25 protein-coding genes, 1 tRNA gene and 1 riboswitch are annotated in these 26,998 nt (G+C 62.0%); of the genes, 12 read left to right on the top strand and 14 right to left on the bottom strand.

Annotation, left to right across the window (positions count from 1 at the left end; genetic code table 11):
- Positions 1-53: 53 nt before the first annotated feature.
- Complete coding sequence (locus ASE94_RS04150; RefSeq protein ID WP_062629321.1) at positions 54-3,542, bottom strand: peptidoglycan-binding protein; 3,489 nt, start codon at positions 3,540-3,542, stop codon at positions 54-56.
- A 174-nt stretch (positions 3,543-3,716) separates the two neighbouring features.
- Here ASE94_RS04150 and ASE94_RS04145 point away from each other — a divergent pair, with 174 nt between their 5' ends.
- The 4 genes from ASE94_RS04145 to ASE94_RS04130 all read left to right on the top strand — a co-directional run bounded on the left by ASE94_RS04145 (position 3,717) and on the right by ASE94_RS04130 (position 6,624).
- A complete protein-coding gene (locus ASE94_RS04145; protein WP_061907627.1) occupies positions 3,717-4,388 on the top strand; it encodes a response regulator transcription factor in 672 nt (223 codons plus the stop codon).
- Between the two features lie 29 nt (positions 4,389-4,417).
- Complete coding sequence (locus tag ASE94_RS04140) at positions 4,418-4,816, top strand: VOC family protein (protein WP_062629320.1); 399 nt, start codon at positions 4,418-4,420, stop codon at positions 4,814-4,816.
- Between the two features lie 132 nt (positions 4,817-4,948).
- Entirely contained in the window at positions 4,949-5,866 is a 918-nt protein-coding gene (locus ASE94_RS04135) for a sulfite exporter TauE/SafE family protein (protein ID WP_061907625.1), read from the top strand.
- Positions 5,863-6,624: a TIGR02186 family protein gene (locus ASE94_RS04130; RefSeq protein WP_062629319.1), complete on the top strand. Its 762-nt coding sequence runs from the start codon at positions 5,863-5,865 to the stop codon at positions 6,622-6,624. The genes ASE94_RS04135 and ASE94_RS04130 overlap by 4 nt, the downstream gene beginning before the upstream one ends.
- Before the next feature lie 149 nt (positions 6,625-6,773).
- On the opposite strand, the gene pdeM is transcribed toward ASE94_RS04130, so the two are convergent.
- Together pdeM and ASE94_RS04120 are read right to left on the bottom strand one after the other, a co-directional pair.
- Positions 6,774-7,481, bottom strand: a complete 708-nt coding sequence (pdeM, locus tag ASE94_RS04125; RefSeq protein ID WP_062629318.1) for a ligase-associated DNA damage response endonuclease PdeM — start codon at positions 7,479-7,481, stop codon at positions 6,774-6,776.
- 53 nt (positions 7,482-7,534) lie between these two features.
- Positions 7,535-10,036: a ligase-associated DNA damage response DEXH box helicase gene (locus tag ASE94_RS04120; RefSeq protein WP_062629317.1), complete on the bottom strand. Its 2,502-nt coding sequence runs from the start codon at positions 10,034-10,036 to the stop codon at positions 7,535-7,537.
- 65 nt (positions 10,037-10,101) lie between these two features.
- On the opposite strand from ASE94_RS04120, the gene ASE94_RS04115 reads away from it, so the two are divergent.
- The 3 genes from ASE94_RS04115 to ASE94_RS04105 are packed head-to-tail and all read left to right on the top strand — an operon-like array spanning position 10,102 to position 11,260.
- Positions 10,102-10,389: a DUF6460 domain-containing protein gene (locus tag ASE94_RS04115; protein ID WP_156351836.1), complete on the top strand. Its 288-nt coding sequence runs from the start codon at positions 10,102-10,104 to the stop codon at positions 10,387-10,389.
- Positions 10,389-11,063 (top strand): hypothetical protein, encoded by a 675-nt coding sequence (locus tag ASE94_RS04110; RefSeq protein ID WP_082460892.1) that lies wholly within the window; start codon positions 10,389-10,391, stop codon positions 11,061-11,063. The genes ASE94_RS04115 and ASE94_RS04110 overlap by 1 nt, the downstream gene beginning before the upstream one ends.
- Complete coding sequence (locus ASE94_RS04105; RefSeq protein ID WP_062629315.1) at positions 11,060-11,260, top strand: hypothetical protein; 201 nt, start codon at positions 11,060-11,062, stop codon at positions 11,258-11,260. Before ASE94_RS04110 ends, ASE94_RS04105 begins: the two co-directional genes overlap by 4 nt.
- Here ASE94_RS04105 and ASE94_RS04100 read toward each other — a convergent pair.
- Positions 11,257-12,360 carry a quinone-dependent dihydroorotate dehydrogenase gene (locus ASE94_RS04100; protein ID WP_082460890.1) on the bottom strand — a complete coding sequence of 368 codons (1,104 nt, stop codon included), beginning with the start codon at positions 12,358-12,360 and terminating at the stop codon, positions 11,257-11,259. The two genes, ASE94_RS04105 and ASE94_RS04100, sit on opposite strands and share 4 nt — an antisense overlap.
- A complete protein-coding gene (locus ASE94_RS04095; protein WP_062629314.1) occupies positions 12,357-12,713 on the bottom strand; it encodes a DUF952 domain-containing protein in 357 nt (118 codons plus the stop codon). Before ASE94_RS04095 ends, ASE94_RS04100 begins: the two co-directional genes overlap by 4 nt.
- Positions 12,714-12,838: 125 nt before the next feature.
- Here ASE94_RS04095 and ASE94_RS04090 point away from each other — a divergent pair, with 125 nt between their 5' ends.
- A complete protein-coding gene (locus ASE94_RS04090; protein ID WP_062629313.1) occupies positions 12,839-13,474 on the top strand; it encodes a helix-turn-helix transcriptional regulator in 636 nt (211 codons plus the stop codon).
- Positions 13,441-13,917, top strand: a complete 477-nt coding sequence (gene aac(6') / locus ASE94_RS04085) for an aminoglycoside 6'-N-acetyltransferase (RefSeq protein WP_082460888.1) — start codon at positions 13,441-13,443, stop codon at positions 13,915-13,917. Before ASE94_RS04090 ends, aac(6') begins: the two co-directional genes overlap by 34 nt.
- A 65-nt stretch (positions 13,918-13,982) precedes the next feature.
- Here the strand turns inward: aac(6') and ASE94_RS04080 are convergent, their stop codons facing one another.
- Complete coding sequence (locus tag ASE94_RS04080; protein WP_061908066.1) at positions 13,983-15,626, bottom strand: lysine--tRNA ligase; 1,644 nt, start codon at positions 15,624-15,626, stop codon at positions 13,983-13,985.
- 148 nt (positions 15,627-15,774) lie between these two features.
- On the opposite strand from ASE94_RS04080, the gene ASE94_RS04075 reads away from it, so the two are divergent.
- The gene (locus ASE94_RS04075; RefSeq protein WP_062629312.1) at positions 15,775-16,191 is read left to right on the top strand and encodes a tellurite resistance TerB family protein; all 417 of its coding nucleotides are present in this window, start codon (positions 15,775-15,777) and stop codon (positions 16,189-16,191) included.
- Here the strand turns inward: ASE94_RS04075 and ASE94_RS04070 are convergent.
- Both ASE94_RS04070 and metZ read right to left on the bottom strand, forming a co-directional pair.
- Positions 16,185-16,991, bottom strand: coding sequence for a transporter substrate-binding domain-containing protein (locus ASE94_RS04070; RefSeq protein WP_061907615.1), 807 nt, complete (start codon positions 16,989-16,991; stop codon positions 16,185-16,187). The two genes, ASE94_RS04075 and ASE94_RS04070, sit on opposite strands and share 7 nt — an antisense overlap.
- Positions 16,992-17,125: 134 nt before the next feature.
- Positions 17,126-18,334, bottom strand: coding sequence for an O-succinylhomoserine sulfhydrylase (metZ, locus tag ASE94_RS04065; protein WP_062629311.1), 1,209 nt, complete (start codon positions 18,332-18,334; stop codon positions 17,126-17,128).
- Positions 18,335-18,374: 40 nt separating this feature from the next.
- Positions 18,375-18,450: riboswitch (SAM riboswitch) on the bottom strand.
- A 78-nt stretch (positions 18,451-18,528) separates the two neighbouring features.
- On the opposite strand from metZ, the gene ASE94_RS04060 reads away from it, so the two are divergent.
- Together ASE94_RS04060 and ASE94_RS04055 are read left to right on the top strand one after the other, a co-directional pair.
- The gene (locus tag ASE94_RS04060; protein ID WP_082460884.1) at positions 18,529-19,632 is read left to right on the top strand and encodes a 2'-deoxycytidine 5'-triphosphate deaminase; all 1,104 of its coding nucleotides are present in this window, start codon (positions 18,529-18,531) and stop codon (positions 19,630-19,632) included.
- A 52-nt stretch (positions 19,633-19,684) separates the two neighbouring features.
- Positions 19,685-19,758: transfer RNA gene (locus ASE94_RS04055), tRNA-Gly, on the top strand.
- 65 nt (positions 19,759-19,823) lie between these two features.
- Here ASE94_RS04055 and ASE94_RS04050 read toward each other — a convergent pair.
- The 6 genes from ASE94_RS04050 to ASE94_RS04025 form a co-directional block, all read right to left on the bottom strand.
- On the bottom strand, positions 19,824-20,732 hold the full coding sequence (locus ASE94_RS04050) for a hypothetical protein (protein ID WP_061907613.1): 909 nt from the start codon (positions 20,730-20,732) through the stop codon (positions 19,824-19,826).
- A gap of 10 nt (positions 20,733-20,742) precedes the next feature.
- Complete coding sequence (locus ASE94_RS04045) at positions 20,743-22,056, bottom strand: HlyD family type I secretion periplasmic adaptor subunit (RefSeq protein WP_082460882.1); 1,314 nt, start codon at positions 22,054-22,056, stop codon at positions 20,743-20,745.
- Positions 22,053-23,762: a type I secretion system permease/ATPase gene (locus ASE94_RS04040; protein ID WP_082460880.1), complete on the bottom strand. Its 1,710-nt coding sequence runs from the start codon at positions 23,760-23,762 to the stop codon at positions 22,053-22,055. The genes ASE94_RS04045 and ASE94_RS04040 overlap by 4 nt, the downstream gene beginning before the upstream one ends.
- Before the next feature lie 65 nt (positions 23,763-23,827).
- On the bottom strand, positions 23,828-24,121 hold the full coding sequence (locus tag ASE94_RS04035) for a hypothetical protein (RefSeq protein WP_061907611.1): 294 nt from the start codon (positions 24,119-24,121) through the stop codon (positions 23,828-23,830).
- A gap of 488 nt (positions 24,122-24,609) precedes the next feature.
- Entirely contained in the window at positions 24,610-25,629 is a 1,020-nt protein-coding gene (locus tag ASE94_RS04030; RefSeq protein WP_062629309.1) for a hemolysin family protein, read from the bottom strand.
- 4 nt (positions 25,630-25,633) lie between these two features.
- Complete coding sequence (locus tag ASE94_RS04025) at positions 25,634-26,995, bottom strand: hemolysin family protein (RefSeq protein WP_062629308.1); 1,362 nt, start codon at positions 26,993-26,995, stop codon at positions 25,634-25,636.
- Positions 26,996-26,998 lie beyond the last annotated feature (3 nt).

The raw sequence follows: 26,998 nt of genomic DNA, 5'->3' as shown, positions 1-26,998 counted from the left end.
ATCGTGCCAATACAAAAAGCCCCGCTTGCGCGGGGCTTTTTGTTGGCTGCGCCTCAGACAGGTTGACTGCCGAGCACGGCCAGAAGCCGCGGATTGATCTTGCCGGTTTCGTTCATGCCGGTGCCGCGTTCAAAAGTCTTGATCGCTTCGGCAGTCTTGGGGCCGGCGACGCCGTCCGGGCTGCCGATATCGTAGCCGAGGCGCGTCAGCACTTCCTGGACGCGGGCGATCACCTCTTTGCTCGTGATCGCATCGCCGGGATTGAAATCCTTCATCCAGGTGCCGATGGGTGCAAAGTTGGCTTCGAGCTCGATCGGCTCGGCCTTCCAGGCATCGACTTCGGCAGTGATGCGGCTGACGGCATCCGCAGTCAGGGATTTGGCGATATCGTCGCGGGCCTTGGCCGAATCCGCGTCGCCGCGCTTGGCGGCGAGCGAGAACCACTTATAGGACTTTTCGAAATCCTGTTCGACGCCAAGGCCGCGGGCATAGAGCATGCCGAGATTGAACTGGCTATCGGTCATGCCGCGCTGTGCGGCGCGCTCGAACCATTCCGCAGCCTGGTTGAACTGCTGATCGCCAAGCTGACCGCTGGCATAGAGCGCGGCAAGATTGTGCATGGCCATGCGATTGCCGGCATCGGCGGAGCGCTGATACCACAGGCGAGCCATATCGAGGTCCTTGTCGACCCCCGTACCCGCTTCATAGAGACTGCCGAGACGGTACTGCGCCGGGGCAAAGCCTTGGGCCGCGGAGCGTTCGTACCAGACGGCCGCTTCCTTGGGGTCGGCCGGGACGGCGCGGCCTTCGGTATAGATGGCAGCGATTTCGAACTGGGCGCGGGCGTCACCATCGGCTGCGGCCTGGCGCATGGCCTCGGGGCCAACGGCTTCGGGCGGCAGATCGAAGGTTTCCTGAACAGCAGGATTGAGCGCGCCGATGACCGGGTTTTCCTCGATGACGGATTCAGCCGTCGTCGACAGCGGCTTGGCCTGTTCGGCGAAAAGCGCCGGCGGCATAGGCGTGACTTCCGGGGCGCGCGAGAACGACATGCGCTCGCCCGGATTGATGGCGCCGACCGAAGTGGCATCGACCATGTCGATGACGCGCGGCGCGATCAGTTCGGAGGTTTGGGTCGAGGGTGCAGGATCAACCGGAATAGTGAGCGAGCTCACTTCCGGCGTGGCGTCGGGCGCGGTCGATTCGACCGCCGCAGGAGCCGCCGTATCCTCGCGCATGCGCTGCATGACGAGATTGAGCGTCAGCATGGACACGGCCACGACGGCCGCCGCTAGCAGAAGCGGGCGACGATAGCGAACGAGAAAGCTTGGCTGAGCCTCATCGGTGTCTTCGGCGCTTTGCGCGGCGACTTCTGGCGCAGGCTGGCGCGGACGGCGCTTTTCCGGCTTGGGCGCCACGGGCGTTTCGACGGCAGCGGCTTCGGCCTTGGGCTGCGGCTTTACGCGCGCCAGGGCACGGCCGATGATCGAATCCGACCCCGAGGGCGCAGCGGGCAATTCCTGGCGGGCGCGCTGAGCACGGCGCGCGGCGGCAACGAAGGTGCTGGTATTGGTCTGCGGCGCTTCGACAGCGGGAGCGGCATCGACGCGTGGCGCGCCAAAGCTTTCCTTTTCGGCTGCAAAGCTCGATTGCGGGCGCGGCGGACGCTCGACCTTTTCGGGATCGAAGGCAGGAACTTCGGGGCGCACTTCGGCCTTGGGCGCTGGCTTGGCGGCGGGGCGTGGTGCAGCGGCAGGCGCAGCCTTGGCTTTGGGCGCTTCCTTGAAACCACGATCGACCAGCGGCGCTTCGTCCGCCGGATTGGCCGGCATGGCATCGTCGCGTTGACGGGCATCGAGGCGCGAGAGGAGTTGGTCAAGCCGCGAGGACTGGACGTCGAGATCGTCGTCCTCGACATAGGCCGGTGCCTTTGGGGCCGGTGCAGCAGCGGGCGCTTCGGCGCGCGGTGCGGCGGTCGGCGCAGCATTGCGCGCGGCGAGGGCCGCTTCGAGGCGCGCGAGACGTTCGGCGGTATCTTTGCCTGCGGTGTTGAAGACGGCGGTCATGCGCTTTTCGAGCGCTTCGAACCCTTCGGGATTGAACGCGGGCGCGGTGGTGCCGGACTTGGCGACGGCAGCCGAAGCCTTTTCGGCGATGAGCTGCGCGAGAGTGTCGGCGTCTGGGGTCTTCGACACCGAACGCACGAGGCTCGAAATGCGATCTTCGATGGTCTTAAGGCTTTCCGGGCCGAACATGGCGACCGGCGCAGGCGCCTTGCGGCTCATGGCGTCGCTGGTGCGTTCGGCGACGAGTGTGGCGAGCTGCTCAAAATCGGGCTTGTCGCCGGCATCGTGATAGAGCCGGGCAAGGCCATCGAGCTGGGCGCCGGCTTCGTCCATCCGGACCATCAGGCGCTTGAGCTGGCTTTCGACCGCGCCGGTATCGACCGGCACGACCTTGGTGCTCAGCGCTTCGATCTGGCTTTCGATTCTCGCAAAGCGCGGTTCCATGCCGTTGATGACGGCCTGCTTGAGAGCGGCGATATCATCCTTGAGGGCAAGCACGTCGCCCGACCCACTGCCGCTCTGTTCGAGACGATCGGCAAGTGCATCGACGCGGGAGACGATGAGGTCGGGGTTGATGGAGTGATCGCGCAGAGCCTGGGTGACCGCGGCCATTTCGCCGGTCAGGCGTTCGAAATCGCCGGATGAAATGCTCATATTGCGCTCGATCGCATCGATGCGATCATAGACGCTGCGGACATTGGCTTCGATCGAGGCCATGGCCGGTTCGAGTTTGGCCATGGACTTGCCCTTGGGCGCGGCCTCGGCGCGTTCTTCGCGCACGATTTCACGTTCCATCTGCTGGGCCTGGAGTTCGGCAAGCTTGGCGACGGTATTGGACACGTCGTCGAGACGGGCATTGACGGCGCTGAGATCGACGCGCGGACCCTGCTCGATCATGGCGCCGAGCGCCGCGATCTGCTTTTCCAAGCGCTTGACCTGGCCGGTTTCGCCGACGGCACCGGCGAGCAGTTCAACGACCTGGGTCAGTTGCTCGACCTGGCTTGCGACTTCGCGCACCTCTTCCGAACCGTTGCGGACGGTGCGCAATTGGCCTTCGAGATTGCCGATGCGATCGCCGATGCCCGAGACGAGCACGGAGAGATCGCGATAGTCCGGCATGTCGGCCGGGCGACGATCGAGGAGCGAAACGCCTGCTGGCCCCTGGCGGGAGCGGATTTCATTGATGGCCGCTGTCAGATCATCGGCATCGTCATCCTGATGATTGAAGCGATCAACGGCGCGCTTGACGCTTTTCAGCGCTTCGCGACGGCGATTGGATGTGTCCGGGGTGCCGACCTGATCGCGTAAGTGCTTGACGCGGGTCGAGAGACCATTGGCTGGCGACGCGCTCGCGCCAAACCGGCTTTCGACTTGATCGAGCAAGGCGACCAGTTCGCCACGCAATGCCTGCCAGTCGCCAGCTCCCGGTTCGTGGGCGGCGTCTGCGTAGTCCGATTGTGGATAGGCGCGGGCCATGGGCAGTCCCTGTCAACTCGCTGGTGCCAAGCCGAAGCAGCANCGAAGGTCTAAAGGTTACTTTTGGGAAAACATGGTAAAGAACCCGTTAAGCATCGCTGCATTATGCGAATGCTGAAGGCCTGAAACGATGGTTTTCTCGTCATTTGATCGCTTCTGGAGTTCCAAACGCCCATGACTCGCCGCCGTATCATCATCGTCGACGACCATCCGCTGTTCCGCGCAGCCCTGCGCCAGACGCTTGCGGGAGGGGATGCGACCGTGCATGTCGAGGAGTCAGGCGACCTCAACGCGTTGAGCAAATCGCTCGATGCCGACCGCGATTGCGACCTAGTGCTGCTCGACCTCAACATGCCGGGCGTGCGGGGTTTTTCGGGTCTTTTGCTGGTGCGGGCGCAATATCCCGATATTCCGGTAATGATCATTTCCGCGGTCGAAGATGCGACCGTCGTGCGCCGCGCCTTCGAGCTTGGCGCCTCGGGTTATCTTCACAAGTCCGAAGGTCCGACGGAGATCCGGCGTGCGATCGAGACAGTGCTCGCGGGGGAAGTATTCATACCTAAGGGCACGACCCTGACCGGCGAGGACGAACAATCTGCGCTGATGAAGCGGCTTGCGGCCCTCACCCCGCAGCAGGTCCGTGTTCTGATGATGCTCAGCGATGGGCTGATGAACAAGCAGATCGCCTATGAACTGTCCATTTCCGAAGCGACGGTGAAGGCCCACGTCTCCGCCATCCTCCAAAAGCTCGATGTCGATAGCCGTACCCAGGCTGTCATCGCGGCTGCCCGCATCGAAGAAGGGCAATTCGAAGCGCTCTTTGCCACCGGGGCAGAAAAAGCCTAGACGAGGCCACCGCGAAACCGGAGTGCGCCATGAAGCCGAAAATCAACATCATCACCATCGGGGTGGACGAGCTCGAACGCGCCTTTATGTTTTATCGCGAATTGTTCGACATTCCCGATGAGCAGATCGGCGCGGGTGAAGATCACATCGCCTTCTTTTTCGATGACAATTTCTCCTTCGTCCTCTTCCCGCGTGAGCAGATTGCCCTGACTGCCGGCAAGCCCGAGGCGCTCGAAGGCACCCCCGGCTTCGTGCTTAGCCACCGCGCTGACAGCGCCGAGGAAGTCGATGCGATCCTTGAGCGCGTGCTGATCGGTGGCGGCCTCATCATCACCCCGGGCACGGAATCAGAATGGGGCTATTCGGCCTATTTCGAGGACACCGAGGGCAATGTGTGGGAGCTGATGGCGACGCCTGTGGCGAACTAGCCAGACGGCGGTGCACAAAAAATCCTACGGATCGATAAAATTTTGACCTGTTTTTCTGGAACCTTGACCACTTGTTGACGGTCTAACCGTTAGCTTAAGGCTCAAACACCAGACCAGACGGGACCCAGGGTCTTGCAGATCTATCTGCCGATCGCCGAGCTTTCCGTGAACCTCTTTTTCCTCGTGGGGATCGGAGGGGCAGTCGGCTTCTTGTCGGGACTGTTCGGCGTCGGTGGTGGCTTTCTTCTAACCCCGCTGTTGATTTTTTCCGGCGTCCCGACTTCGGTCGCCGTTGCCTCGGTGACCGGCCAGGTCGTCGCTGCCTCGACCTCAGGGGCGCTCAGCCACTATCGACGCGGCGGCATCGACCTGCATCTGGCGATGTACCTCATCCTGTCGGGCATTCTCGGCGCTTTCGGGGGCGTCGCGACCTTCTCGATCCTACGCGCCAATGGCCAGCTCGATCTCGTCATCGCGGTCGGCTTCGTTGTGTTGCTCGGCTTTGTCGGCACCTTGATGCTGCAGGAGTCAGTGCGTGCGCTCCTCAAGCAGCGCAAGGGCGTCGTCGTGCGCGACCGTCAGCCAAACCAACACAGCTGGATCCATGGCCTGCCCTGGCGCGTGCGCTTCAAGAAAAGCCGGCTCTATATCAGCGTCCTGCCGGTCCTCTTGATCGGGCTCTTCATCGGCTTCGTCGGCTCGCTCCTCGGCATTGGCGGCGGCTTCGTCATGGTGCCAGCGCTCGTTTATCTCTTGCGCGTTCCCGGCAATGTCGTCATCGGTACGTCGCTGGCCCAAGTCGTCGCCATGATGGCGGCAACGACAATCATGCATGCGGTGCAAAGCCAGAGCGTCGATATTCTCCTCGCCTTCTGCCTGATGGTGGGCGGCACGGCCGGCGCACAATTTGGCGCTGCGGCAGGCCAGCACCTGCGCGGCGAACAATTGCGCGGGCTTCTCGCCCTCCTCGTCCTCGCCGTCGCTATTCGCTTCGGGCTATCGCTGGTCTTGACCCCGAGCGATGTGTTCTCGATGGCAGTGGCGCGATGAAACGGCTTTGGCTTTTTATCCTGGCGCTGCTGCTTCCCGTCCTGCCCGTCCAAGCCGAACGGCTGGTTTCAGGCATTTCCAATGACACGATCCAGATCACCTCGAGCTTTGACGGCGAGCGGCTGACTTTTTACGGCACGATCGCGCCCGATGCTGGATCGACGGAGCGCGTCGTTCAGGGACCGTTCGACGTGGTCGTCGTGATCCTTGGCCCGACGCAGAACCGCGTCGCGCGCGAGATGACGCATAATTTTGGCATCTGGCTCAATACCGAGCAGGTCGAGTTCAAGCGCTTTCCGAGCTATTTCCACGTGCTTTCGAGCAAGCGGCTGATCGAGATCGCCGACATCAACCTCCTCAACGAGAATTACATCCTGCCCGAAGCCCATGCCATGGCGCCCAACCCGGCCGGCTTCATGAAGACGCTGCAATTTGGGCGCGAACTGATCCGGCTGATGTCGCAGGATGGCTTATTCGGCGTGCAGGAAAACGGCGTCCAGTTCATGTCCGACACGTTCTATTCAGCGCAGTTGACCCTGCCGAGCAGCGCGCCCCCCGGGCCCTATATCGCCCAGACCTATGTGTTCAAGAACGGCCAGATCATCGCGCGCAAGTCCGAAGGCTTTGCGGTACGCAAGATTGATTTCGAGCGGTTTCTCGCACAATCGGCAACGCAGTCGCCGTTGCTCTATGGCATTGCCTGCGTCGTGCTGGCGCTGTTTACCGGTTGGCTCGGTGGGGTGCTGTTCCGGCGGTAGCCGCCCTCGACAACTTCCCCCCTCATCCGGCGCTGCGCGCCACCTTCTCCCCGAGAGGGAGAAGAATATACTGCTGCCCCCTTTATTCCTCTCCCTCTCGGGGAGAGGTGGCCCGGCAGAGCCGGGTCGGTGAGGGGGAATATCCGATCCTAGCCCCGCACCAGCCGCTTGGGCGAAACCGGATAGGTCCGATCGCGCCCGAGCATCGTCACTTCCACCGAAGGCCAGTGCAAGAGCCCGACAAAGGCCGGCGACAGGATATTGAGCGCGCCGGTCGAGCTGCCATAGGCAGGCAGGATCATCAGGCGATTGTCGTGGACAAAGCAGGCGCTGCGGGCGGTGCGGCCGGACACAGCGATGCGCGCCGCGGGATGAAGATGGCCGGCGACGAGACCAGCTTTACCCCGCTTCGGTTCATGGGTCAGCGAAAGCCCGTCCAGTTCGAGCTCGGCGCAGCACATGCCGCCGATGACATGGGGCACTGGATCATGATTGCCCGAAAGCCAGGTGCACTCGATGGTTTCGACGATCGTGTCGAGCCGCAGCCGTTCGGCGGCGCCAAGAAGAGTGCTCGCATCAGAGCGATGGAAGGTGTCGCCGAGAGCCACCAACTTTTTTGCGCCGGTGCGGCGAAGATCGGCTTCGAGCCGCGCCAGCGTCATTCCCGTATCGTACGGCGGCAGCATCTGGCCGCGGCGCGCAAAGCTCGCCATTTTTTCAAAATGGAGGTCGGCCACGAGCAGGGTCTGCCGCGCGTGCCAGTAAAGGCCGCCAGAGGGGAGAGGCTCGAAATTGTGGCCGGCAAAGCGCAGCACAGGGGACTCCAGCGGAGAAATATCGGAGGCAGCGCTGAGCATATGGTTTCTTCGTCACCCGATCGGAAGGTCTGGCGGACCCGCTGGGGCGATCCTCAAATCTCGCCGACGGCCTCGCGCAGGAGTTCTTCTGCTGCGTCTGCCATAGCCGATTCGCGGGCTTCTCCGAAAATGGGTTCCTTGCCGATATCGAGCATGATGGGCACCGCGAGCGGTGAAATCTGCGTGAGCGGCTTATGAACGATATGGGATTTGATGCGCGCCAGCATCTGGCCCAGGCGCTCGATATCGAGAAGGCCGCGGGCAGCGTCGCGGCGGGTGGCTTCGATCAGGATATGGTCGGGCTCGTGCTGATAGAGCACGTCGTAGATGATGTCCGAGCTCATCGTGATCTGGCGGCCGGACTTTTCCTTGCCCGGATGCCGGCGCTCGATGAGGCCGGAAATGATGGCGCAGTTGCGGAACGTGCGCTTCATCAGCGCCGATTCATCGAGCCAGGATTCGAGATCGTCGCCGAGCATGTCCTCGTCGAAAAGTTCGTCGAGCGAGAGACGATCGGTGCGGATCAGCGCCGAAAGATCGCCCAGCCCCCAGATCCCCAAAGAGTATTCGGAAGCGACGAAGCCGAGCGGGCGGGCACGCATGCGTTCGAGCCGCCGGGTCAGCAGCATGCCGAGCGTCTGGTGCGCCAAACGTCCCTCGAAGGGATAGCAGACGAGGAAATGATTGGAGCCGCGCGGAAAGGTTTCGACGAGGAGGCTATCGCGCCGCGGCAAGACCGAGAAATCGCGCTGCAGGTGCAGCCAGTCGCTCACCTGGTTGGGGAGTTTATGCCACTCGTCTGGCGTATCCATGATGCGGCGAACGCGCTCCGCGAGATAGGTCGAGAGCGGGAAGCGGCCGCCGGAATAGGACGGCACCTTGGGGTCCTTGGCAAAGGCGCGCGAAACGAAGGCCTCATTGTCCTTGATGCCCTCGAAGGCGACGATCTCGCCGCCGAAGACGAAAGTGTCGCCGGGGACAAGCTGGCCGAAAAAGTACTCTTCCATTTCCCCGAGCACGCGACCGCCTGAACCGATCGGGCCCGTCGTCCGCCCGCGCTTTTGCTCCTTGGAGCGAATGAGGCGCACGCGGACCATGGGCTCTTCGATGATGGTACCGATATTGAGCCGGTATTGCTGGGCGACGGAAGGATGCGACAGACGCCAGCGCCCATCCTCGTTTTGCCGCAGCCGGGCGTAGCGCTCATAGGCGCGGAGGGCATAGCCGCCGGTCGCGACGAAATCGAGGATGCGATCGAACTTTTTGCGCTCGAGATCGCGATAGGGCCAGGCGCGGATCACTTCGGCATAGAGATCATCGGCAAAGAAGGGCTCGGCGCAGGCCATGCCGAGAACGTGCTGGGCGAGGACGTCATAGGCGCCGGGATGCGGGTCCTCGCTGTCCTGATGGCCCTCCGAAACCGCTTCGACGGCCGCTTCACATTCAAGCACCTCGAAGCGGTTGGACGGCACGAGAAGCGCGCGCGAGGGATCGTCGAGCCGGTGATTGGCACGGCCGATGCGTTGCAGCATGCGCGAGGAGCCTTTTGGCGCGCCGATCTGGATGACGAGATCGACATCGCCCCAATCGATGCCGAGATCGAGCGTCGAGGTACAGACGACGGCCTTGAGCTTGCCATCGGACATGGCCGCTTCGACTTTGCGGCGCTGCTCGACCGAGAGCGAACCGTGGTGCAGCGCGATGGGCAGCATGTCTTCGTTGATGTCCCAAAGACCTTGGAACAGCATCTCGGCCTGGGAGCGCGTGTTGACGAAGAGGAGCGTCGTCTTGTGGGCCTTGATGGTTTCGTAGAGATCGTGGTGGGCATAGCCCGCCGAATGCCCGGCCCAGGGGAGGCGCTGCTCGGTTTCGAGAATGGCGAGTTCGGGCGGCGCGCCACCGGTCATGCGGAGGAGATCGGTGTGTCGGTTGGGGACCGGTTCGGCGATCCAATCGCGGAGGAGATCGGGGCGGGCAATGGTGGCCGAAAGGGCTGTTACCCGCATCTCGGGCGCGAGGCGGGCAAGCCGGGCTAGGCCGAGCGACAGGAGATCGCCGCGCTTATTGGTCACGAGCGCATGGAGTTCGTCGAGAACGACGCGGCGGAGTGTGCCAAACATCAATTCGGCATGGGGATGGGAAATGAGCAGCGCCAATTGCTCGGGCGTGGTGAGCAGGATGTGCGGCGGCTTCAGCCGCTGCCGGGCGCGCTTGCTCGCCGAGGTGTCGCCGGTGCGCGCTTCGACCCGGATAGGCAGGCCCATTTCGATAATGGGGTTGGAGAGGTTGCGATGGACGTCGACGGCGAGAGCCTTAAGCGGGGAGATATAGAGGGTGTGAAGACCCTCGAACTTGCCGTCGACGAGATCGGTGAGGCTCGGGAGAAACCCGGCCATGGTCTTGCCCGCGCCGGTCGGCGCGATCAGCAACTGGCTCGCGCCCGATTGATAGCTCCCTAGCACATCGAGCTGGTGCTGACGCGGCGACCAACCGCGCTTGGCAAACCAGTTGGCAATGACAGGTGGAAGGCTCGGGGGCACGAAAGTTGACAACAAGCACCTACTGCAAATCGGGCTAAAGCCTATATGATGGGCTTGAACCTGCCAAACGGAGCGAACCGATGACAGAAGACCTACGCCCCGACCCGCGTTCCGGGCTCGACCGGTTTTTGGGCGACCGGCCGATGGCGCTAGCCATCAGACTGCTGCTGATCTCGCTTTTCGTCGGCTTTCTCATGACCGTTTTCGGCTTCGATGCCGCCGATCTCGTGCGTGGCGCGACCGATGCAATCCGCGATGTGCTGCGCGATGGCGGCGGCGTTTTCCGTCAGCTTGGCGCCTATATCGTAACGGGTGCCGCGATCGTGATCCCGGTCTGGATTGTCCTGCGTCTGTTGCGGGCACGCTGATGCTCTCCGGCAAGCTGACGCTGACCCCGATCGATGCGCTGACCGAATTGACGGTCATTGCGCAGCAATCGGCCGATAAGGCAGAAGGCCGGCGCATAGTGCTGGGTCTCGCGGGTGGCCCGGGCGTCGGCAAATCGACGCTGGCGGCGGATCTGGTTGGAGCGCTTAATGCGGCGCAGCCGGGGCTTGCGGCGCTGGTGCCCATGGATGGCTTCCATATGAAGCACGCCAAGCTCGAAACCATGGGCCAGACGGATTTCAAAGGGGCGCCGCACACCTTCGAAGCAAGCGACTTCGCGCAGTTCCTCAGCCGGCTCAAGGTGGCGACGGAGGCCATGAGCGGTCCGGGTTATTCGCGAAAGATCGAGGATACAGTCGACGATGCCTTTACCGTTCCCCCGGAGGTGAAGGTGCTGGTGGTCGAGGGCAATTATCTGCTTCTCGATGACGGCGATTGGGCCGCGGTGCGGCCGCTGCTTGATTATGCAGCGTTCATCTCCGTGCAGCGCGATCTCGTCCGGGCCCGGTTGATGAAGCGGCACGGCGAAGAAGGGCTGTTTACCGAGGAGCGCAACCGCGCCCATATCGAGCGGAACGACTTGCCCAATTACGATCGCGTCATGGACACGCAGGGACGAGCCGATGTGATCATCACGCTCGACGTGGCGCAGTGAAGACCTGGCCGATTGCGCTCGCCGTCGTCGCGGGAGCGGCAATCGTTGCAAGCGCCGTGGTGCTCAAGCCGAGCCCCTTTCGCGAATGCGTGCGGATCATCTCGGAGGACATTTTCCGGCAGGACCTGACGGTGACGCTCGATCCGCGCGATGTGGAAGCACAAGCGGCGCGGATCTGCTCTGGCGTCAGTTCTTAAGCCTCGCCGCGGGCCCAGGCATCGGTCTTGGTGCCAACAAGATCAGTGATGTTTTTCTTGCCCGAGGCGCGCACGCTCGTGACAAGACCTGCCTTGATGCGCTCCAGGAGATCGAGACCACCAAAGACCAGCGCGGAATAGAGCTGGATGGCATTGGCGCCAGCTTCGAACTTGGCGAGCGCGGTCTGCGGCGAATGGATGCCGCCTACGCCGACAATCGGTAGCGCCCCCACGCGCTGGCGCATTTGCGCAAGGCGCTGGGTCGAGAGGGTGAAGAGCGGTTTGCCCGAGAGGCCGCCCATTTCATCGGCATTTTCGAGGCCGGCGACCGGATCGCGCGAAATGGTGGTGTTGGAGACGATCAGGCCATCGAGATCGGTCGCGCCGATGACGCGCGCAATGGCATCCATCGCCGCTTCGTCGAGGTCGGGCGCGATCTTGAGAAGCGTGGGTACGCGGGTCTTGGCCTTGGCGCGCGCATTGAGCACGGCATCGAGCAGCCGCGTCAGGGCCTCATCGGCCTGGAGATTGCGCAGACCCGGCGTGTTGGGCGAGGATATATTGACCGTCAGATAATCGGCGAGATCGGCAAAGCGTTTGACGCCCGCGACATAGTCGGCGACGAAATCCTCGCTGTCCTTGTTGGCGCCGATATTGACCCCGAGCGCTGCCGGAACACGAAGGCCTTTCAGGCGCTCGAACGCGGCTTCATGGCCCTCATTGTTAAAGCCCATACGATTGACGACGCCTTCAGCCTCCGGAATGCGGAACAGGCGCGGTTTTGGATTGCCGGCCTGCGGGCGCGGGGTGACCGTGCCGATTTCGACCATGCCGAAACCCATCAGCGCCAATGGGCGCGGCACTTCGGCATTCTTGTCAAAGCCAGCTGCCATGCCGATCGGGTTTTTGAGGTCGAGACCGCAGAGGCTGGTCGCGAGCTCTGCCGGATCGGGCCGCTCCTGCGTCGGCGCAAGACCCATGCGAAGAGCCGTGATCGTCGCGCCATGCGCGGTTTCCGGGTCCATGCGCAAAAGCGCGTCGCGCGTCAGATTGGCCAAACCGGCATTGCGCAGCAGTGGCGAGAAGGCGGAGAAGATCATTTCACACCGGCCGGTAAATGACACGAACCGTCCGCAGCAACGCTGATCTGCTCTTCCCAAAGAATATCGGCGATATCGAGCGGTCCGCCATAAAGGTGGGGAAAGAGTTCGCCACCGCGCGAGGGCTCCCAGACGAGCTTATCGCCCAGATCCACCGTTTTGACCGCAAGGAGCAGCAAACCCGACTGGCCGGCAAAATGCAGCCGCAGCGTTTCCGAGAGTTGGCTCGCCGTCGAAAAATGCATGTAGCCGTCTGCAGCATCGATCGGCATTCCGGTGAAATGGCCGGATGCGTGGGCCGGGGCAAAAACAGCGGTCGTGGTGATTTTGTAGATCAGTTCGGGTGTCGACATGGCGCGAAACTAGACAAGGCGCAGCGGATCGGCAAGCGCGCTTCGGCTCTTTACAGGGCCAGTTGAGAGGGCTAATTTAGGACTAATTTCCTTATCTATGATCAAACTCCTTTTACGGCTGTGACATGCTTTCACATCGGGCCCTCTGGGACGGTATCGACGCTGTGGCGCAAAGAAATGGCCTATCGGTGTCGGCGCTCGCCAAATTGGCGGGGCTCGACGCCACGGCATTCAATGTCTCGAAGCGCGTAAGCAAGGACGGGCGGGAGCGTTGGCCGTCGACGGAAAGCATCGCCAAAGTGCTCGAAGCGACGGGAGAGACGATGGATTCGTTTCTCGCGGGCGGCACCTTTCTGCATATGGATGCCCCCCGCTATCGCACGGTGCCGCTGCTCGGTCTGGCCCAGGCGGGGGCCGGCGGCTTCTTCGATAGCGCGGGTTTTCCCGCCGGACAGGGTTGGGACGAGGTCAGCCTGCCCACGCCGGGCGATCCCGGGATTTACGCGCTCGAAATCCAGGGCGACAGCATGGAGCCGCTTTATCGCGAGGGGGACCGGGTCGTGGTTTCGCCCACCGAACAGGTGCGGCGCGGCGATCGCGTCGTCGTCAAGACGCGCGAGGGCGAGGTCATGGCCAAAATCCTCTATCGCCAGACGGCCAACCAGATCGAACTTCATTCGCTGAACCCTGCCTATGGGCCGCGGATATTGAACATGAAGGATATCGAATGGATCGCGCGGATCATCTGGGCCAGCCAGTAACGATCGCTCCCGCCGTCCCGAGTGACGCCGGGGACTGGACATCCATGCGCACGGCGCTGTGGCCCAGCGGTGGCAATGGCGAGCATGCGGCCGAGATTGCTGAACTGCTTGACGATCCTGGCGAGACGATCAACCTGATCGCACGAGGTGCGGATGGCGCGGCGCTGGGTTTTGCCGAAGCCGCGCTGCGGCGCGACTACGTCAACGGCTGCAAGACTTCGCCGGTAGCGTTTCTTGAAGGGATTTTCGTTGTGCCGGAGGCGCGCGGCCAAGGCGTGGCGCGGGCGCTCATTGCCGCCGTCGAAGGCTGGAGCCGCGCCCAAGGCTGCACTGAATTTGCTTCAGATGCAGCGCCCGAGAATGCAGCAAGCCTTGCGATGCATGCCGCGCTGGGCTTTGCCGAAACGCAGCGCGTGGTGTTTTTCAGGAAAGTTTTGGGGTAGCGGCTGGGTTGTGAGGCATGCCCACTCCCTCCCCATCGCGGGGGAGGAAGGGAGGGGATGGCGCGCTAGTTCAGCAGCTCGCCGGCCAGCGCTTTGTCGATCAGCTTTCGCGTGTTCTCGATCCCGTAAAGCGCAGCAAAGGACCCGAAGCGCGGGCCGCGTTCCTGCCCGATCAGCACCTGATAGAGCATCTGGAAGAACTCGCCGGACACGCCGGGGCCGCCGGTCGGACCCTTCTTGGTGTGATCCTGATAGCGTTCGATATTGCGCGCGACATCGAGCGCCGCATTCTGGATCGTTTCGTTATCAGCATCGGCGGGCAGCGCCGCGAACGCAGCGGAAAGCCCTTCGAGCGCGGCGCGTTCGACATCGTCCGGTGCCCGATAGGTCTTTTTCACGAAATCGCGGAAGTAGCGCATGGCGTAGCCGACCAACGCATCGAGATGCGGGTGGGTCTTGGCCGAAATCCCCGGCGCATAGGCCGAAATATAGCCCCACATCACTTCCGGGGTTTCCGGGTTCGACGCGGTCGCCAGATTAAGCAGCAGCGCGAAGGTGATCGGCATGTCGACCTTGGGCACATTGCCGTAGTGGACATGGAAGGCCGGGTTTTCGAGCCGTGCTGCCGCTTCCTGCTTCTCATAAGAGGCGACATGGGCGAAATATTCGTCGACCGCGCGCGGGATGACATCGAAATGCAGACGCTTGGCGACGCGCGGCTTCTGGAACATGTAGAGCCCAAGGCTCTCCGTCGGCGCATAGGTCAGCCATTCGTCGATCGTCAGGCCATTGCCCTTCGATTTTGAAATCTTTTGCCCTTCGGCATCCAAAAACAACTCGTAAACATAGTGCTCGGGCGGAGTGCCGCCGAGGATCGCGCAGATCTTGTCGTAGATATGCTGATTTGTCTGGTGATCCTTGCCGAACATTTCAAAGTCGACGCCGAGCGCGGCCCAGCGCATGCCGAAGTCAGGCTTCCACTGCAGCTTGACGTGGCCGCCTGTGACCGGAACCGTGGTGTCGCGGCCGTCTTCGTCCGCGAAGGTCACCGTGCCGTCCTTGGCGTTCACTTCCTTCATCGGCACGTAAAGCACGCGGCCCGAAATCGGCGAGATCGGCAGGAATGGCGAATAGGTCGCCTGACGCTCGGCGCCAAGCGTCGGCAGCATGACGTCCATAATGGCCTGATAGCGCTCAGCCGCGAGGCGCAATACGGGGTCGAACTGGCCGGAGCGGTAATAGTCCGTCGCGCTCGCAAATTCGTAATCGAACCCAAAGGTATCGAGGAAGCGGCGCAGCATGGCGTTGTTGTGGTGGCCAAAGCTCTCATATTCGTTGGTCCACGGGTCCGGCACCGAGGTCAACGGCTTTTGCAGATGCGGCTCCATCGCTTCCTTGGAAGGGACGGTGTCCGGGATCTTGCGCATGCCGTCGAGATCGTCGGAAAAGCACAGAAGCCGCGTCGGGATCTGGTCACGCGTCAACAGGCGGAAGGCCGTGCGGACCATGGTGGTGCGCGCCACTTCGCCAAACGTGCCGATATGGGGCAGGCCCGAAGGACCATAGCCGGTTTCAAACAGGGCTTCGCCCTTGCCCGACTTTTCGAGCCGTTTGACGATCTTGCGCGCTTCTTCAAACGGCCAGGCGCGAGCGGTCTGCGCAGGCTCAAAGAAGGAGGGGTCAAGTTCGGGCAAAGCAGCGGACGACACGGGCTGGCGGCCTTTCGGAAAATACGAGAAAACAGGCAAGGCATGCGGTGTCGCATTCCCTCGCTTTGACGTCAATGTCGCAGGTGGTTGCGAAAGTGCAGCCGGAGACCTAGTTCTTGTGCCTGTTTACTCTTTGCCGGAAAGCACCATGACGACCACTGCCCATGACGCTCTGATCCACGTGATGCTTGTCGCTGCGTCCTCGGACAGCACCATGACGGAGCGCGAATTGTTTCGCATCCAGGCCCTGATCGACCGCCTGCCGGTGTTCGAAGGCTTTGATAAATCGAGGCTGATGGCGGTCGCCAATGATTGCGCGGATATGCTGAACGAGCCCGATGGCCTCGATCGCGTGCTCGACAATGCCTTGGCCGCCTTGCCCAAGAAGCTCGAAGATACCGCCTATGCCCTCGCGGTCGAGGTGACGGCCGTTGACCTCCATCTCGAACAGGAAGAGCTGCGCTTTCTCGAAATGCTCCGCGACAAGCTCAGCATCGATCGGTTGACGACGGCCGCAATCGAAGTCGCGGCCCGCGCCCGCCACCGTCGTCTGCCGGCTCAATAAAAGCCGACAGGGAACCAGCGCAGATAGAGTTCATCGAGGGCGCCGTTCTGCTTGAGGCGGACGAGTGCCCAATCGATGGTGTGCCGGATGGCGTCGTTTCCAGCGGGAACGGCGATGGTGAGCCCCTCCCCAAAGAGCTCCGGCCGGAAATAGGGTTCGCCGGCAAAGCTGCAGCAGTCGGGATTTTCATTGAGCCAGAACGCGGTGCGCATGGCATCGCCGAAATAGGCATCCGCCTTGCCATCACGAAGCGCGGAAAGCGCGTCGATCTCGGTTGCGAAGGGCGCAACCGTCACGTCCGGCATATAGCGCGCCATGAATTGGGCATGGGCGCTGCCTTCGCGCAGGGCAACGGTCTTGCCTTTAAGACCCGCTACCGAAAAGCTCGCGGCGTCGTCGGTGCGCGTGACGAAGCGTCCCGGCAAGGCCAGATAGGTCGATGAAAAATCGAAGCGTTCGCCGTTTTCAGCGCTGACTGCCAGACCGGCAATCAGTGCATCGCCCTGGTTATCGCCCAGTGCATTAGCGGCTTGATCCCACGGCCAGGCCTGGAGCGTGCAAGCGATATTGACCTCGGCACAGATGCGCTTGGCGAGATCGACATTGAAGCCAATCAGTTCCCCGGTGCTGTCGCGAAAATTGAACGGCGGGAAATCCGCCGTGGTCAGGAACCGAATGGCCGGCACGGCGCCCTGCATCGGCAGGATTTCGCGGGCATCGGGATCGGCGTGATTGGGGAGGGGTTGGGCGACGGCGGGGGCACTGAGGGCGAAGAACGCCAGCGCGAGGAATGCGCGCAAAGACCCCCACCTAGCCTCCCCCTGCAAGGGGGAGGAATACTTCTGCGCGTGTAGCTTGATCGTGTCCCGACCACGAAACTGTCCCTCCCCCTTCGAGGGGGAGGCTAGGTGGGGGTGACCGGACGTAGAGGTCATCACACCTGATCCAGCGCATACATCAGGTCGGCAATCAGATCATTTGGATCTTCGAGACCAACCGACAATCTCAGCAGACCCGGCGTCACGCCCGTTTCGAGCCGGACCTCTTCGGTCAACCGCGCATGCGTCGTCGTGCGTGGATGAGTGATCAGCGACTTGGCGTCACCGAGATTGTTGGAAATCAGGATCACCGCGAGCGCGTCGGATAAGGCGAACGCAGCCTCCTGACCACCCCTGGCCTCGAGCGCCAGCAGCGTCGACCCCCGCGTCATCTGGCGTTTGGCCAGTTCATATTGCGGGTGGCTCTTGTGGTGCGGGTAGATGACGCGCGCGATTTTGGGATGCGAGCCCAGCGCCTCGGCGACCTTTTCGGCGCTATTGGTCATCTGCTCGACGCGCAGCGTATAGGTTTCAAGGCCCTTGAGCAGCACCCAGGCATTGAAGGCGCTCAGCGTCGCGCCGGTCTGGCGGAGGAAGGTGTGGACATCGCCCTCGATCAGCGCTTTCGAGCCGAGCACTACGCCGCCGAGCACCCTGCCCTGCCCGTCGATATGTTTCGTCGCCGAATAGGTGACGAGATCGGCTCCGAGCTGGAGCGGCTTTTGATAGAGCGCGGTGGAAAAGACATTATCGACGATCAGCTTGGCGCCATGGGCATGCGCGATTTTGGCGACGGCAGCGATATCGACCAGTTCCAGCGTCGGATTGGTCGGGGTCTCGATAAAGACGACCTTGGTATTGGGGCGCATAGCCGCTTCAAAATTGGCGGGGTCGCGGCCATCGACAAGCGTCGATTCGACGCCAAAGCGCGGTGCATAATCCTCGACGACATAGCGGCAGCCGCCGAACAGCGCTTGCGCGGCAACAATATGATCGCCCGCGCGCACCTGGCTCATCACCGCATTGGTGACCGCGGCCATGCCCGAGGCAAAAGCCCGGCTGGCTTCCGCGCCTTCGAGCAGCGCCATGCGCTCTTGAAACATGTCGACGGTCGGGTTGGCAAAGCGGGAATAGTTGTGGCCGCCCGGGATTTTGCCCTGGAACAGCAATTCAGCATGTTCCGAACTGGGGTAGGAATAGCCCGAATTAAGGAAAATGGCTTCGCTGGTCTCGTTGAACGGCGAGCGCATCCCCCCGCCATGCACCATTTGCGTCGCCGCAGAATGCTTGGCTGGATCAAGGAGGGGATTTTTCTCTTTGGACATGGCTCTGCCTTCAAACAAAAAACCGGCGCGCGAATGGCGGCCGGTTCCAATAACGGTCTTTAGCGACTTATTTAAAGTGGCTGCAAGCGACCGGCCAAATCACCACTGCTTGGGACTAAACCGCAATTGGCCGGTGGCGTCAATCTCCGCGCTTTGCTAGGGAGAGCGACCCCTGATTTGACGGAGCGCGCAGCATGCAAGAGGCTTGGCCCCAAGGCGTCTTTCCCGCGCGCCTGATCGAAAAGCTTCACGCGCAAGGCGCGATCACAGCGACACGCGAATTCGACGCCGACCAGGTGCAGCCGGCAAGCCTTGATCTTAGGCTCGGCGATGTCGCCTATCGCGTGCGCTCGAGCTTTTTGCCCGGCCCAGCCCACTCGATGGCCGAGCGCATCGAAGCGCTGACGCTCCACGAGATCGACCTGACCAGAGGCGCGGTGCTCGAGCGCGGCTGCGTCTATCTTGTGCCGCTGCAGGAAAGTCTCGCTCTTCCGCCTGACGTCAGCGCCTCGGCCAATCCCAAGAGCTCGACAGGCCGGCTCGATGTCTTTACCCGCGTCATCGGCGATCGCGCGCGTGGCTTCGATCAGATGCCAAAAGGCTATAACGGGCCGCTCTATCTCGAAGTCAGCCCGCGCACCTTTCCCGTCCTGGTGCGGACAGGGTCTCGCCTGAGCCAGATGCGGTTCCGCTCCGGCGATACGCGTCTCTCGTCATCCGAGCATCAGGCGCTGCATGCCAGCGACACGCTGGTTATCGGCGGCGATCTGCCGGTCGATGGCGGCGTTGCGCTTTCGATCGATCTTTTGGGCGAAGGCCGCGATGGCCTCATCGGCTTCCGCTCCAAGCGCCATACCGCCGTGATCGATGTCGACAGGAAAAGCGCGCTCGACGTCCTCGATTTCTGGGAGCCGCTTTATAGCCGCGGCCGCCCGGAGCTGACGCTCGATCCTGATGAATTCTATATCCTCGTCAGCCATGAAGCGGTGCATGTGCCGCCGAGCCATGCCGCCGAAATGGTTCCGTTCGACCCGCTCGTCGGCGAATTTCGCGTGCATTATGCCGGCTTTTTCGATCCCGGCTTTGGCCATTCCCTCGCCGGCGGCACAGGCAGCCGCGCCGTCCTCGAAGTGCGCAGCCGTGAAGTGCCGTTTCTTCTCGGCCACAAGCAGATCATCGGCCGCCTGATCTACGAGAGCCTCGCGGAAACGCCCGACCGTCTCTATGGCTCGGCGCTCGGCTCGAACTATCAAGCCCAGACACTCAAGCTTTCAAAACACTTCAAACCGTTCCCCTGAGACCGTCTTGACGCTGACCCCGATTTCCAGCATCTAGGGTCAACACCGGAATGCGGGTGTATCTCAATGGTAGAGAAGCAGCTTCCCAAGCTGATGACGAGGGTTCGATTCCCTTCACCCGCTCCAGTCCTCAGGCCTTACCCGATGTCGGAATATCGCTCGGGTTTGCCGTCTCGCATTGAAATCCAGCCTTAAAGAAGGCTCAGGGCGTTCAAGCCGTGGGAGCCGGCGAGGTCCGGAACATCGGTGTAGCTCAAGCCCAAAAGTCCGCCCACCGAACTGCCGACGTCTGCCACGAGCGACGACGCTGCATCACTGAGGTCAGGTATAGCCAAGCTATCGCTGCCTCCATCGGCATAGAACAAGTCCGAGAGCAATCCATCCGAGCCGTCTGGGCCCTCATTGCCCAAAAGGGCCGATGGCAGGTCGGCGAGATCGCCAATGGTCCCGCCCAAAATTTCGGATGGCAGGGCGCCGACATCGGTCAATATCGTATCGGCCAGGTTTGCGGTGGCACCCAAGATGCCGTCCACCATCGAAACAGGATCGATCTCAGCGAGAGTGGTCTCGCCGAGGTTATCACTACTGGTCAGCAGCGAGCCTATATCGAGGCGCGCGACAATTTCCTGGGCAGATTGGACGATGTCGCTGGAGATCGCCTGGCTGAACGCTTCCGCACTCATCCCAGGCTCTGCGCCTTCCATCACCTTGGAGATGGTACCCGCCATCTGTTGCGACAGCTCATGGACCAATTGATCTTCCACCGATGTGACCATCGGGCTTGGAAGCGCTGCCTCAACCGGCATCACTGCTAGTTGCGCTGGATCATCCATGCCGGTTGGGGCCAAAGCCGGCTCCTGATCGGCCTGCTGCGCGCTGTCCAATTCCGCTGCCGGTCCTGTTGTCGCCGGGTGGTCGCCGACATCCAAACCGGGCACCGGCGTATGCACGTCCGACGCCTCTGCCGTCGCCGCTTGCGCCTGCATCGTGCCCAGGACCAGGCCGCCGGCTGCCGTTCCCAGGACGATCGCGTCGGCGAGCGGGGTTTGGGCGGGCTGGCGGTTGTCGTCCTGACGCCGTTGCTTTTGCGGAGTGGTCATTTCAAATCTCCTAGCGTTCCCGGAAGGCGCCGCTCACCTCATCGAGGAGCGGGCTGGTGAGGTAATCGATCAACGTGCGTCCCTTGGTGGGAATGACCACCTGAACGGGCATGCCGGCCGTCATGTCGATCCCGGCATCGGCGACTTGCTGCGCATCGAGCGAAACCCGCAGCGCATAAAACGACTGGCCGCTCCGATCGTCGATCACGCGGTCGGCCGAAACAGTCTCGACCGTACCGCTCAGGGATGGCCTTATCGAGGCAGGCACCGCGAGAAGTCGGATATCGGCCACCTCGCCGGGGGTTACATCCGTCACATCGGCGAGCCGCATCTGTGCTTCGACAATCATCGGCCCATCCGAAGCGATGATCGAGAGCAGTTCCTGGCCGGGCGAGACGACACCGCCCACCGTGATGACGGAGAGGCCGACAACCCGGCCGCTGGCCGTTGCCGTCACGTCCGTCCGCATCAGTGCGTCCTCTGCCGCCGCAAGTTTTGGGTTGAGAGCGGCAAGCGCCGCCTGATTGGCGCGCAGGTCCTCGCTCGCGGCCGATTGGCGTTCGCGGTCGAGACCAGAAATCTCAAAATCCGCCTCGGCCATCGCCTTGTTGGCCGTCGCGATATCGGCGCGGAGCACGGACGCCTGGGCATCGATGTCGTTGAGCGAGCGCTCAAGCTCCAAAACCCGGCTGCGTTCGATCAATTGCTGGGCCAACAAGGCCTGCGCGTCCTCAAGCTCGCCCGCGATGGAGGCCCGCCTTTGATCGAGCCCGGCAATCTGGGCTTGAGCGGAGTTGACGCGTTCGTCGAGTTGCGCCTTTTGCTGCAAAAGCACATTTTTTCGCGTCTCGAATTGTTCGGCCCGCGCCCCCATAAGCGCGATTTCGTTGTTCATTGCCTGCTGGACAGTTGGTTCGGTCCGGCGCGACAGGAGATCATCGGGGAAAGCCGGCTCTGTCGCGCCGGCCAGTTCTGCCTCTAGCCGTCCCTCTGCCGCGAGCAAGGTATCTCGCTCTGCCGAGAGCACATCGACTTGCGCGCGCGGTTCGGCATCGGAAAGCCGCATCAGCACCTCGCCTTCGCGCACGCTATCGCCTTCGGCGACAAGCAGTTCGGTGACAACCCCGCCATAGGGGTGCTGGACCGCCTGGCGGCCGCCTTCTGCCTGCAAAACCCCATTGGCTACCACTGCTCCCGAGAGCGGCGCCAGCGCACCCCAGCCGATCATCACCATGGCGAAGACCACGATGACGAGAAAGCCCAAGCGGGCCGGCGTGCCGGGATTAAGGAATTTGCTGTTGAGGGTTTCGCCAGGGTTCATCATTCTGCCGCCTGCATTTCAGGGACGACGTTCTCCTTGATGTGCCGGTAAACGTCGTCGGGCTTGGCAAAAACCTCGAGCCTGCCATTGCGCACGAACATCATGCGATCGACCATTTCGAGCACGGTCGTGCGATGGGTCACGAGGACGATGGTGGTCCCTGCCGCTTTCAAAGCCTCGAGCGCATGGCGAAGGCCGGTTTCGCCCGCCGTGTCGAGATTGGCATTGGGCTCGTCGAGCACCAGCAAAGCGGGTTGGCCGAGGAGCGCCCGCGCGAGACCCAGCCGCTGCCGCTGACCGCCCGAAAGGCCGACGCCCTCGGGCCCGAGTTCGGTGTCATATTGCTTGGGCAGCCCCAAGATCATGTCATGAATGCCGGCCTTCTCGGCGGCAATGACGATATCTTCGATCTCTGCATCGCCGAAGCGCGCGATGTTTTCCCGCACAGTGCCGGCAAAAAGACCGACATCTTGCGGCAGGTAGCCGATCTGACGCCCGAACACCGTCGGGTCCCAGCTCCGATAGCTGAGATCGCCGAAGGAGAGCGTCCCTGCCGTCGTTGGAATGGCGCCGATCAGGAGGCGCGCGAGGGTGGATTTTCCCGAGCCGCTCGGGCCGACAATGCCGACTGCTTCGCCCGGCTTAATCGCAAAACTGATATCGCGCAGGATGGGTTCGGGCCGCGTCGGAATAGCAAAGGACACGCGCTCGGCGGTCAGTCCGTTCTGATTGGCAGGCACGATGGTCTTGTCTTCCCGGCCCGGAACCTCATCGAGCAGTTTTGAAACTTCGCGATAGGCCGTCCGCGCTTCAGTAAACTGCTTCCACGTCGCAACGCCCTGCTCAACGGGAACCAAAGCGCGGCCCATGATGATGGAAGCGGCGAAGATCGTTGCCGGCTGGATATATTGTCCGATGGCAAGCCACGCGCCTGCGCCCAGCATCAAGGCCTGGAGCAAGAGCCGCGCAAAGCGGATGCCGGACGACACGACAGCGTTGCGATCACTGGCCATGCCTTGGCTCGCCAACATCGTGTCGCGACTGCGCTGCCAATGGCCTTCGATGGCTGGCTGCATGCCCATGGCCACGACGACATCGGAATGGCGAAGAATATTTTCGCTAAAGGCATAGGCCCGGTTGCCCTCGGTCTCCGCGACGCGCAAGGAGGGCCGGGTCGTGCGCTCGTTGACGAGAGCCAGAAGCAAGAGGATGACAGCGCCAACTGTCGACACCACGCCCAAGACGGGATGGATGAAAAACAGCAGCAGCAGATAGAGCGGGATCCAGGGTAGATCGAACGCGAAATAGATGCCCGGGCCGGTAATGAAGGTGCGGAACTGGTCCAGTTGCCGCAATGTCTGGCTGCCTTTGGAAAAGCCAAGCCGCGCCGACTTGCGCACCAGAGCATCAAAGACGCGCCCCGCGAGCGAGCGATCGAGCCGCATGCCCGCACGCACCAGCAATTGCGCGCGCAAGGCGTCAAGCGCGCCCATGGTCAGAAGGGCGCAGACGAGGATCAGGGTAAGCAGGATCAGTGTCGTGACGTTTTCGGACACCAGGACGCGATTATAAATCTGCATCAGATAAAGCGGCGAGCTCAGGTACAGCAGATTGATGACGCCGCTGAAGACGCCCGCCACCGCAAAATGCGGCAGTTGGGAGCGAACCGCCTGGCTCAGCTCATTATTTGTCTTGTTTTCTGCTGCCATGAGGTGTTCCGGGTAAGAAAAGGCGGGGTTCCGAAGAACCCCGCCAATTCGTGATGGTTGCTGGATTAGAGCAGGCCACCAAGCAGACCACCGCTATCGCTGTCCGAAACCTGCTGGTCGGAGCTTTCGCTCGACGAGCTCGAACCGAGATAGATCGGGGCGCCCAGGCCAAGGCTCAGGCCACCAATACCGGTGAATGAAGAGGAGTCGCCGTCATCATCGGTGCTCGAAGAGTGGAGCACGTCATCAAGGCTGAACCCAAGCACTGGGCTAGCCCCGACTTCATTGCTGGAGGTGTCCGAATTGTTCGAGACGGAAGCGTTATCACCACCACCAAGAAGCTGATCAAGAATCGACATTTGATTGTTCCTTCTTCTGTTTGCCCGTTCGTCGGGCGAGGAGTTACACCCTTGAGAGTGTCGCTCGTAAGTGACCCGCAGTTGCGGCGTCGGGGAGGATAACCGCTTTCTGTCTTCGCTGTTCCGGCAATTTCGGCGCGAAAAAAGTGATCGGTTTCAAAGCCTTGGATATCTATAGTTAAAATGCAGATTCACGTTTCTGTGCGCGAAACTGCCCGCTCAGGGCCACAATTGAAACGTGACAGCCGACGGGAATAGGCATTGAACGGGTGCCGTTCAGAGGTTGGATAGCACTGAGGCTGCTCGCTTTTTTGGAGCGGCACATCGGTCTACGACGCTCTCTTTTCCGCGCTATCTGCTGTTTTCAATCCCAACTTGCCTTACCGCGATGGTCAGGTGGCAAAGGGCCATTGATCTCGACAATAGCTCTCGCCATCCCCGATCCCTGACGGCATCTTGGCTGAGCAACCGCGACGGAAGCGACTTTGCTATACGCTGACGTCGCCAGCCGGCAGCAGGCGCTTAGTGATGTCGGCCAAAGTGACAAGCCCCCCAACCTTGCCTTCGGCGAGAACGACGGCGAGTTGGACGCTGTTTTCGCGCATTTTCGCCAGGGCCTCATAGACGGGCGTCTTTGCTTCGAGCGTCACCGCTGGCCTTGCTGTATCGAGCGCCGGCTCGTCGTCACCGCGCAAAAGGGTGTCGCGCACGTGGACGACCTTTAACTGCGCCGGGTCTTCCGTCAGCATGATGATGCGCATATGGCCTGACTCGCGCGCGACGCGCCGAACCTCGCCTATCGTTGCCTGCGGTGACACCGCGGCGAGGCGATGGGCGATTGGGACGATCTCGCGCACCGGCATGGTACCAAGCTCGACAAGCCCTGAGATCTGCCGCTGGATCTGCGGCTCGAGCGTTCCGACTTTGGCGGAATGCTCCACCAGTTGCCGGATCGTTGCCATATCCCGGCCGCCCACCGCTGCGCTTTCGACCGGGGTGACACCGCTCGCAGCGACCAGGCGATTGGCGACGAAATTGATCCAGCCAAGAATGGGCCGCAGCGGCCAGATGTAGGCGCGTGCCAACAAACCAATCGACATCGCGGATCGCTCGGGATGCGCGATGGCCCAGGATTTGGGCGCCATTTCGCCCACGACGAGATGGAGAAAGGTGACGAAGAACATGGAGAGCGCGAAAGAAGCGCTGTCCGCAACGATAGTGGGCAGGCCGAGCGCGGCAAGATTAGGCCCAAGCCAGTGATCGACCGCGGGCTTGGTGATGGCGCCAAGCGCAAAGGTACAGACCGTAATGCCAAGCTGGGCGCCGGCGAGCATGAGTGTCAAATCGTTCATGCCGCGCAGGGCGGCACGCGCCGAAGCACTATGGCCCGCCTGCTCTTCCAGCCGATGCCGGCGCGCGCCGAGCAGGGCAAATTCGATGATGACGAAGAAGGCGCTCAGAACGATCAGGAGCGTCGTGATGAGTGTTACGAACAATGTGCCGCTCATGATCTTACTCCGCACTCTCGATCAGCTTGACGCGCACCCGCGTCGGCACATGCCGCTCGATCTCAAGAACCTCGAGCTCCAGACGTCGCTCGATCGGATGATCATCGACAATCTCTTCGGGATCGCTGGGCAGCACGATCGACACCGTGTCGCCGACAACGGGTAAGGCCCCGGCTCCGACGATCAGGAGGCCCGCGAGGGTTTCGACCTCGCCGCGCGGCAATGTCCGGTCCAGCAGGCGCTCGACTTCGTCAAGTGGCGCGTCCCCATCCATGACCCACACGCCGTCGGCCTCTTGCCTGACGACGGCATCGATCTCGGCGTCATGTTCGTCCTTGATCTCGCCCACGATCTCCATGGCGATATCTTCAAGGGTCAGCATGCCGGCAAAGCCACCATATTCATCGACCACACAGGCCAATTGTTCGCCGCGTTCGAGAAGCTGCTGCAGCGCCGCGGGAAGGCTCATGAGGCTCGATAGCACTTCGGCCGGCCGCATGACGGAGCTGACGAGCTTATCGCCCGAAGCCTCGTCGAGTTGGGTCAGCAGGTCGGCAAGGTGAACGACGCCCAATGGCGCTTCCTCATCGTCGATGACGGGATAGCGCGTATGGCCATGCGCCATCAGTTGACGAACCTCACCGATCGTCGCGTCCGGTCCGATCCAGTCGACCTGCGAGCGCGGCACCATGGCATGGGCAACATCTTGCTCCTGGAAGTCGATGATGCGCTCCATCATGTGCGAGAGTTCGACCGGCAGATCGCCGCTGTCACGCGAATCCGCGATGATGCGCGGCAGATCTTCGATGGAGGCCGAGACGTCGAGATCGTGCACCGGCTCAATGCGCAAGAGGCGCAAAAAGAGATTTGCCGCCTTGTCGAAAAAGCTGATCAGCCAGCCCATGACGCCGAGATAAATAAGGGTCGATCCCGCGAGGGCCCGGGCCAGCGGCTCTGGGCTCGCGATAGCGAGGTTCTTTGGATAAAGTTCGCCAAAGATCATCTGGACGACTGTCGCGAACACCAGAGCCAGCACGGTGCCGGTGGCGATACCGACTTCGGTCGGCACACCGACGCCGCCCAGCAGCGTGCCGAGGGACGACCCGACGAGTGGCTCAGCGACATAGCCGACCAGAAGACCCGTCAAGGTGATCCCGAGCTGCGCTCCGGAAAGCATGAAGCTCGTGCGGCTCGTAACCGACAGGGCGCGCTTGGCCGAGACATCGCCCTTTGCCGCCTGCGCCGCCAGGCGGGTGCGATCGACCGCCATATAGGCGAATTCCTGGGCGACGAAATAGCCATTGGCCGCGATGATGGCGAGGATCACGAGGATTCCCAGCAGAAGCGTCAGAATGGGCTCGAGCATGAC

Source organism: Devosia sp. Leaf64 (genome assembly GCF_001421945.1).
Classification (GTDB): Bacteria; Pseudomonadota; Alphaproteobacteria; order Rhizobiales; family Devosiaceae; genus Devosia.
Note: the sequence above shows the minus strand (reverse complement) of the source record. Positions and strands in the feature narration are given on the sequence as shown.

Coding starts and splice junctions, on each gene's coding strand:
- ASE94_RS04150 (WP_062629321.1), bottom strand. CDS start 3,542: ATGGCCCGCGCCTATCCACAATCGGACTACGCAGACGCCGCCCACGAA.
- ASE94_RS04145 (WP_061907627.1), top strand. CDS start 3,717: ATGACTCGCCGCCGTATCATCATCGTCGACGACCATCCGCTGTTCCGC.
- ASE94_RS04140 (WP_062629320.1), top strand. CDS start 4,418: ATGAAGCCGAAAATCAACATCATCACCATCGGGGTGGACGAGCTCGAA.
- ASE94_RS04130 (WP_062629319.1), top strand. CDS start 5,863: ATGAAACGGCTTTGGCTTTTTATCCTGGCGCTGCTGCTTCCCGTCCTG.
- pdeM (WP_062629318.1), bottom strand. CDS start 7,481: ATGCTCAGCGCTGCCTCCGATATTTCTCCGCTGGAGTCCCCTGTGCTG.
- ASE94_RS04115 (WP_156351836.1), top strand. CDS start 10,102: ATGACAGAAGACCTACGCCCCGACCCGCGTTCCGGGCTCGACCGGTTT.
- ASE94_RS04110 (WP_082460892.1), top strand. CDS start 10,389: ATGCTCTCCGGCAAGCTGACGCTGACCCCGATCGATGCGCTGACCGAA.
- ASE94_RS04100 (WP_082460890.1), bottom strand. CDS start 12,360: ATGATCTTCTCCGCCTTCTCGCCACTGCTGCGCAATGCCGGTTTGGCC.
- ASE94_RS04095 (WP_062629314.1), bottom strand. CDS start 12,713: ATGTCGACACCCGAACTGATCTACAAAATCACCACGACCGCTGTTTTT.
- ASE94_RS04090 (WP_062629313.1), top strand. CDS start 12,839: ATGCTTTCACATCGGGCCCTCTGGGACGGTATCGACGCTGTGGCGCAA.
- ASE94_RS04075 (WP_062629312.1), top strand. CDS start 15,775: ATGACGACCACTGCCCATGACGCTCTGATCCACGTGATGCTTGTCGCT.
- metZ (WP_062629311.1), bottom strand. CDS start 18,334: ATGTCCAAAGAGAAAAATCCCCTCCTTGATCCAGCCAAGCATTCTGCG.
- ASE94_RS04060 (WP_082460884.1), top strand. CDS start 18,529: ATGCAAGAGGCTTGGCCCCAAGGCGTCTTTCCCGCGCGCCTGATCGAA.
- ASE94_RS04050 (WP_061907613.1), bottom strand. CDS start 20,732: ATGACCACTCCGCAAAAGCAACGGCGTCAGGACGACAACCGCCAGCCC.
- ASE94_RS04045 (WP_082460882.1), bottom strand. CDS start 22,056: ATGATGAACCCTGGCGAAACCCTCAACAGCAAATTCCTTAATCCCGGC.
- ASE94_RS04040 (WP_082460880.1), bottom strand. CDS start 23,762: ATGGCAGCAGAAAACAAGACAAATAATGAGCTGAGCCAGGCGGTTCGC.
- ASE94_RS04035 (WP_061907611.1), bottom strand. CDS start 24,121: ATGTCGATTCTTGATCAGCTTCTTGGTGGTGGTGATAACGCTTCCGTC.
- ASE94_RS04030 (WP_062629309.1), bottom strand. CDS start 25,629: ATGAGCGGCACATTGTTCGTAACACTCATCACGACGCTCCTGATCGTT.
- ASE94_RS04025 (WP_062629308.1), bottom strand. CDS start 26,995: ATGCTCGAGCCCATTCTGACGCTTCTGCTGGGAATCCTCGTGATCCTC.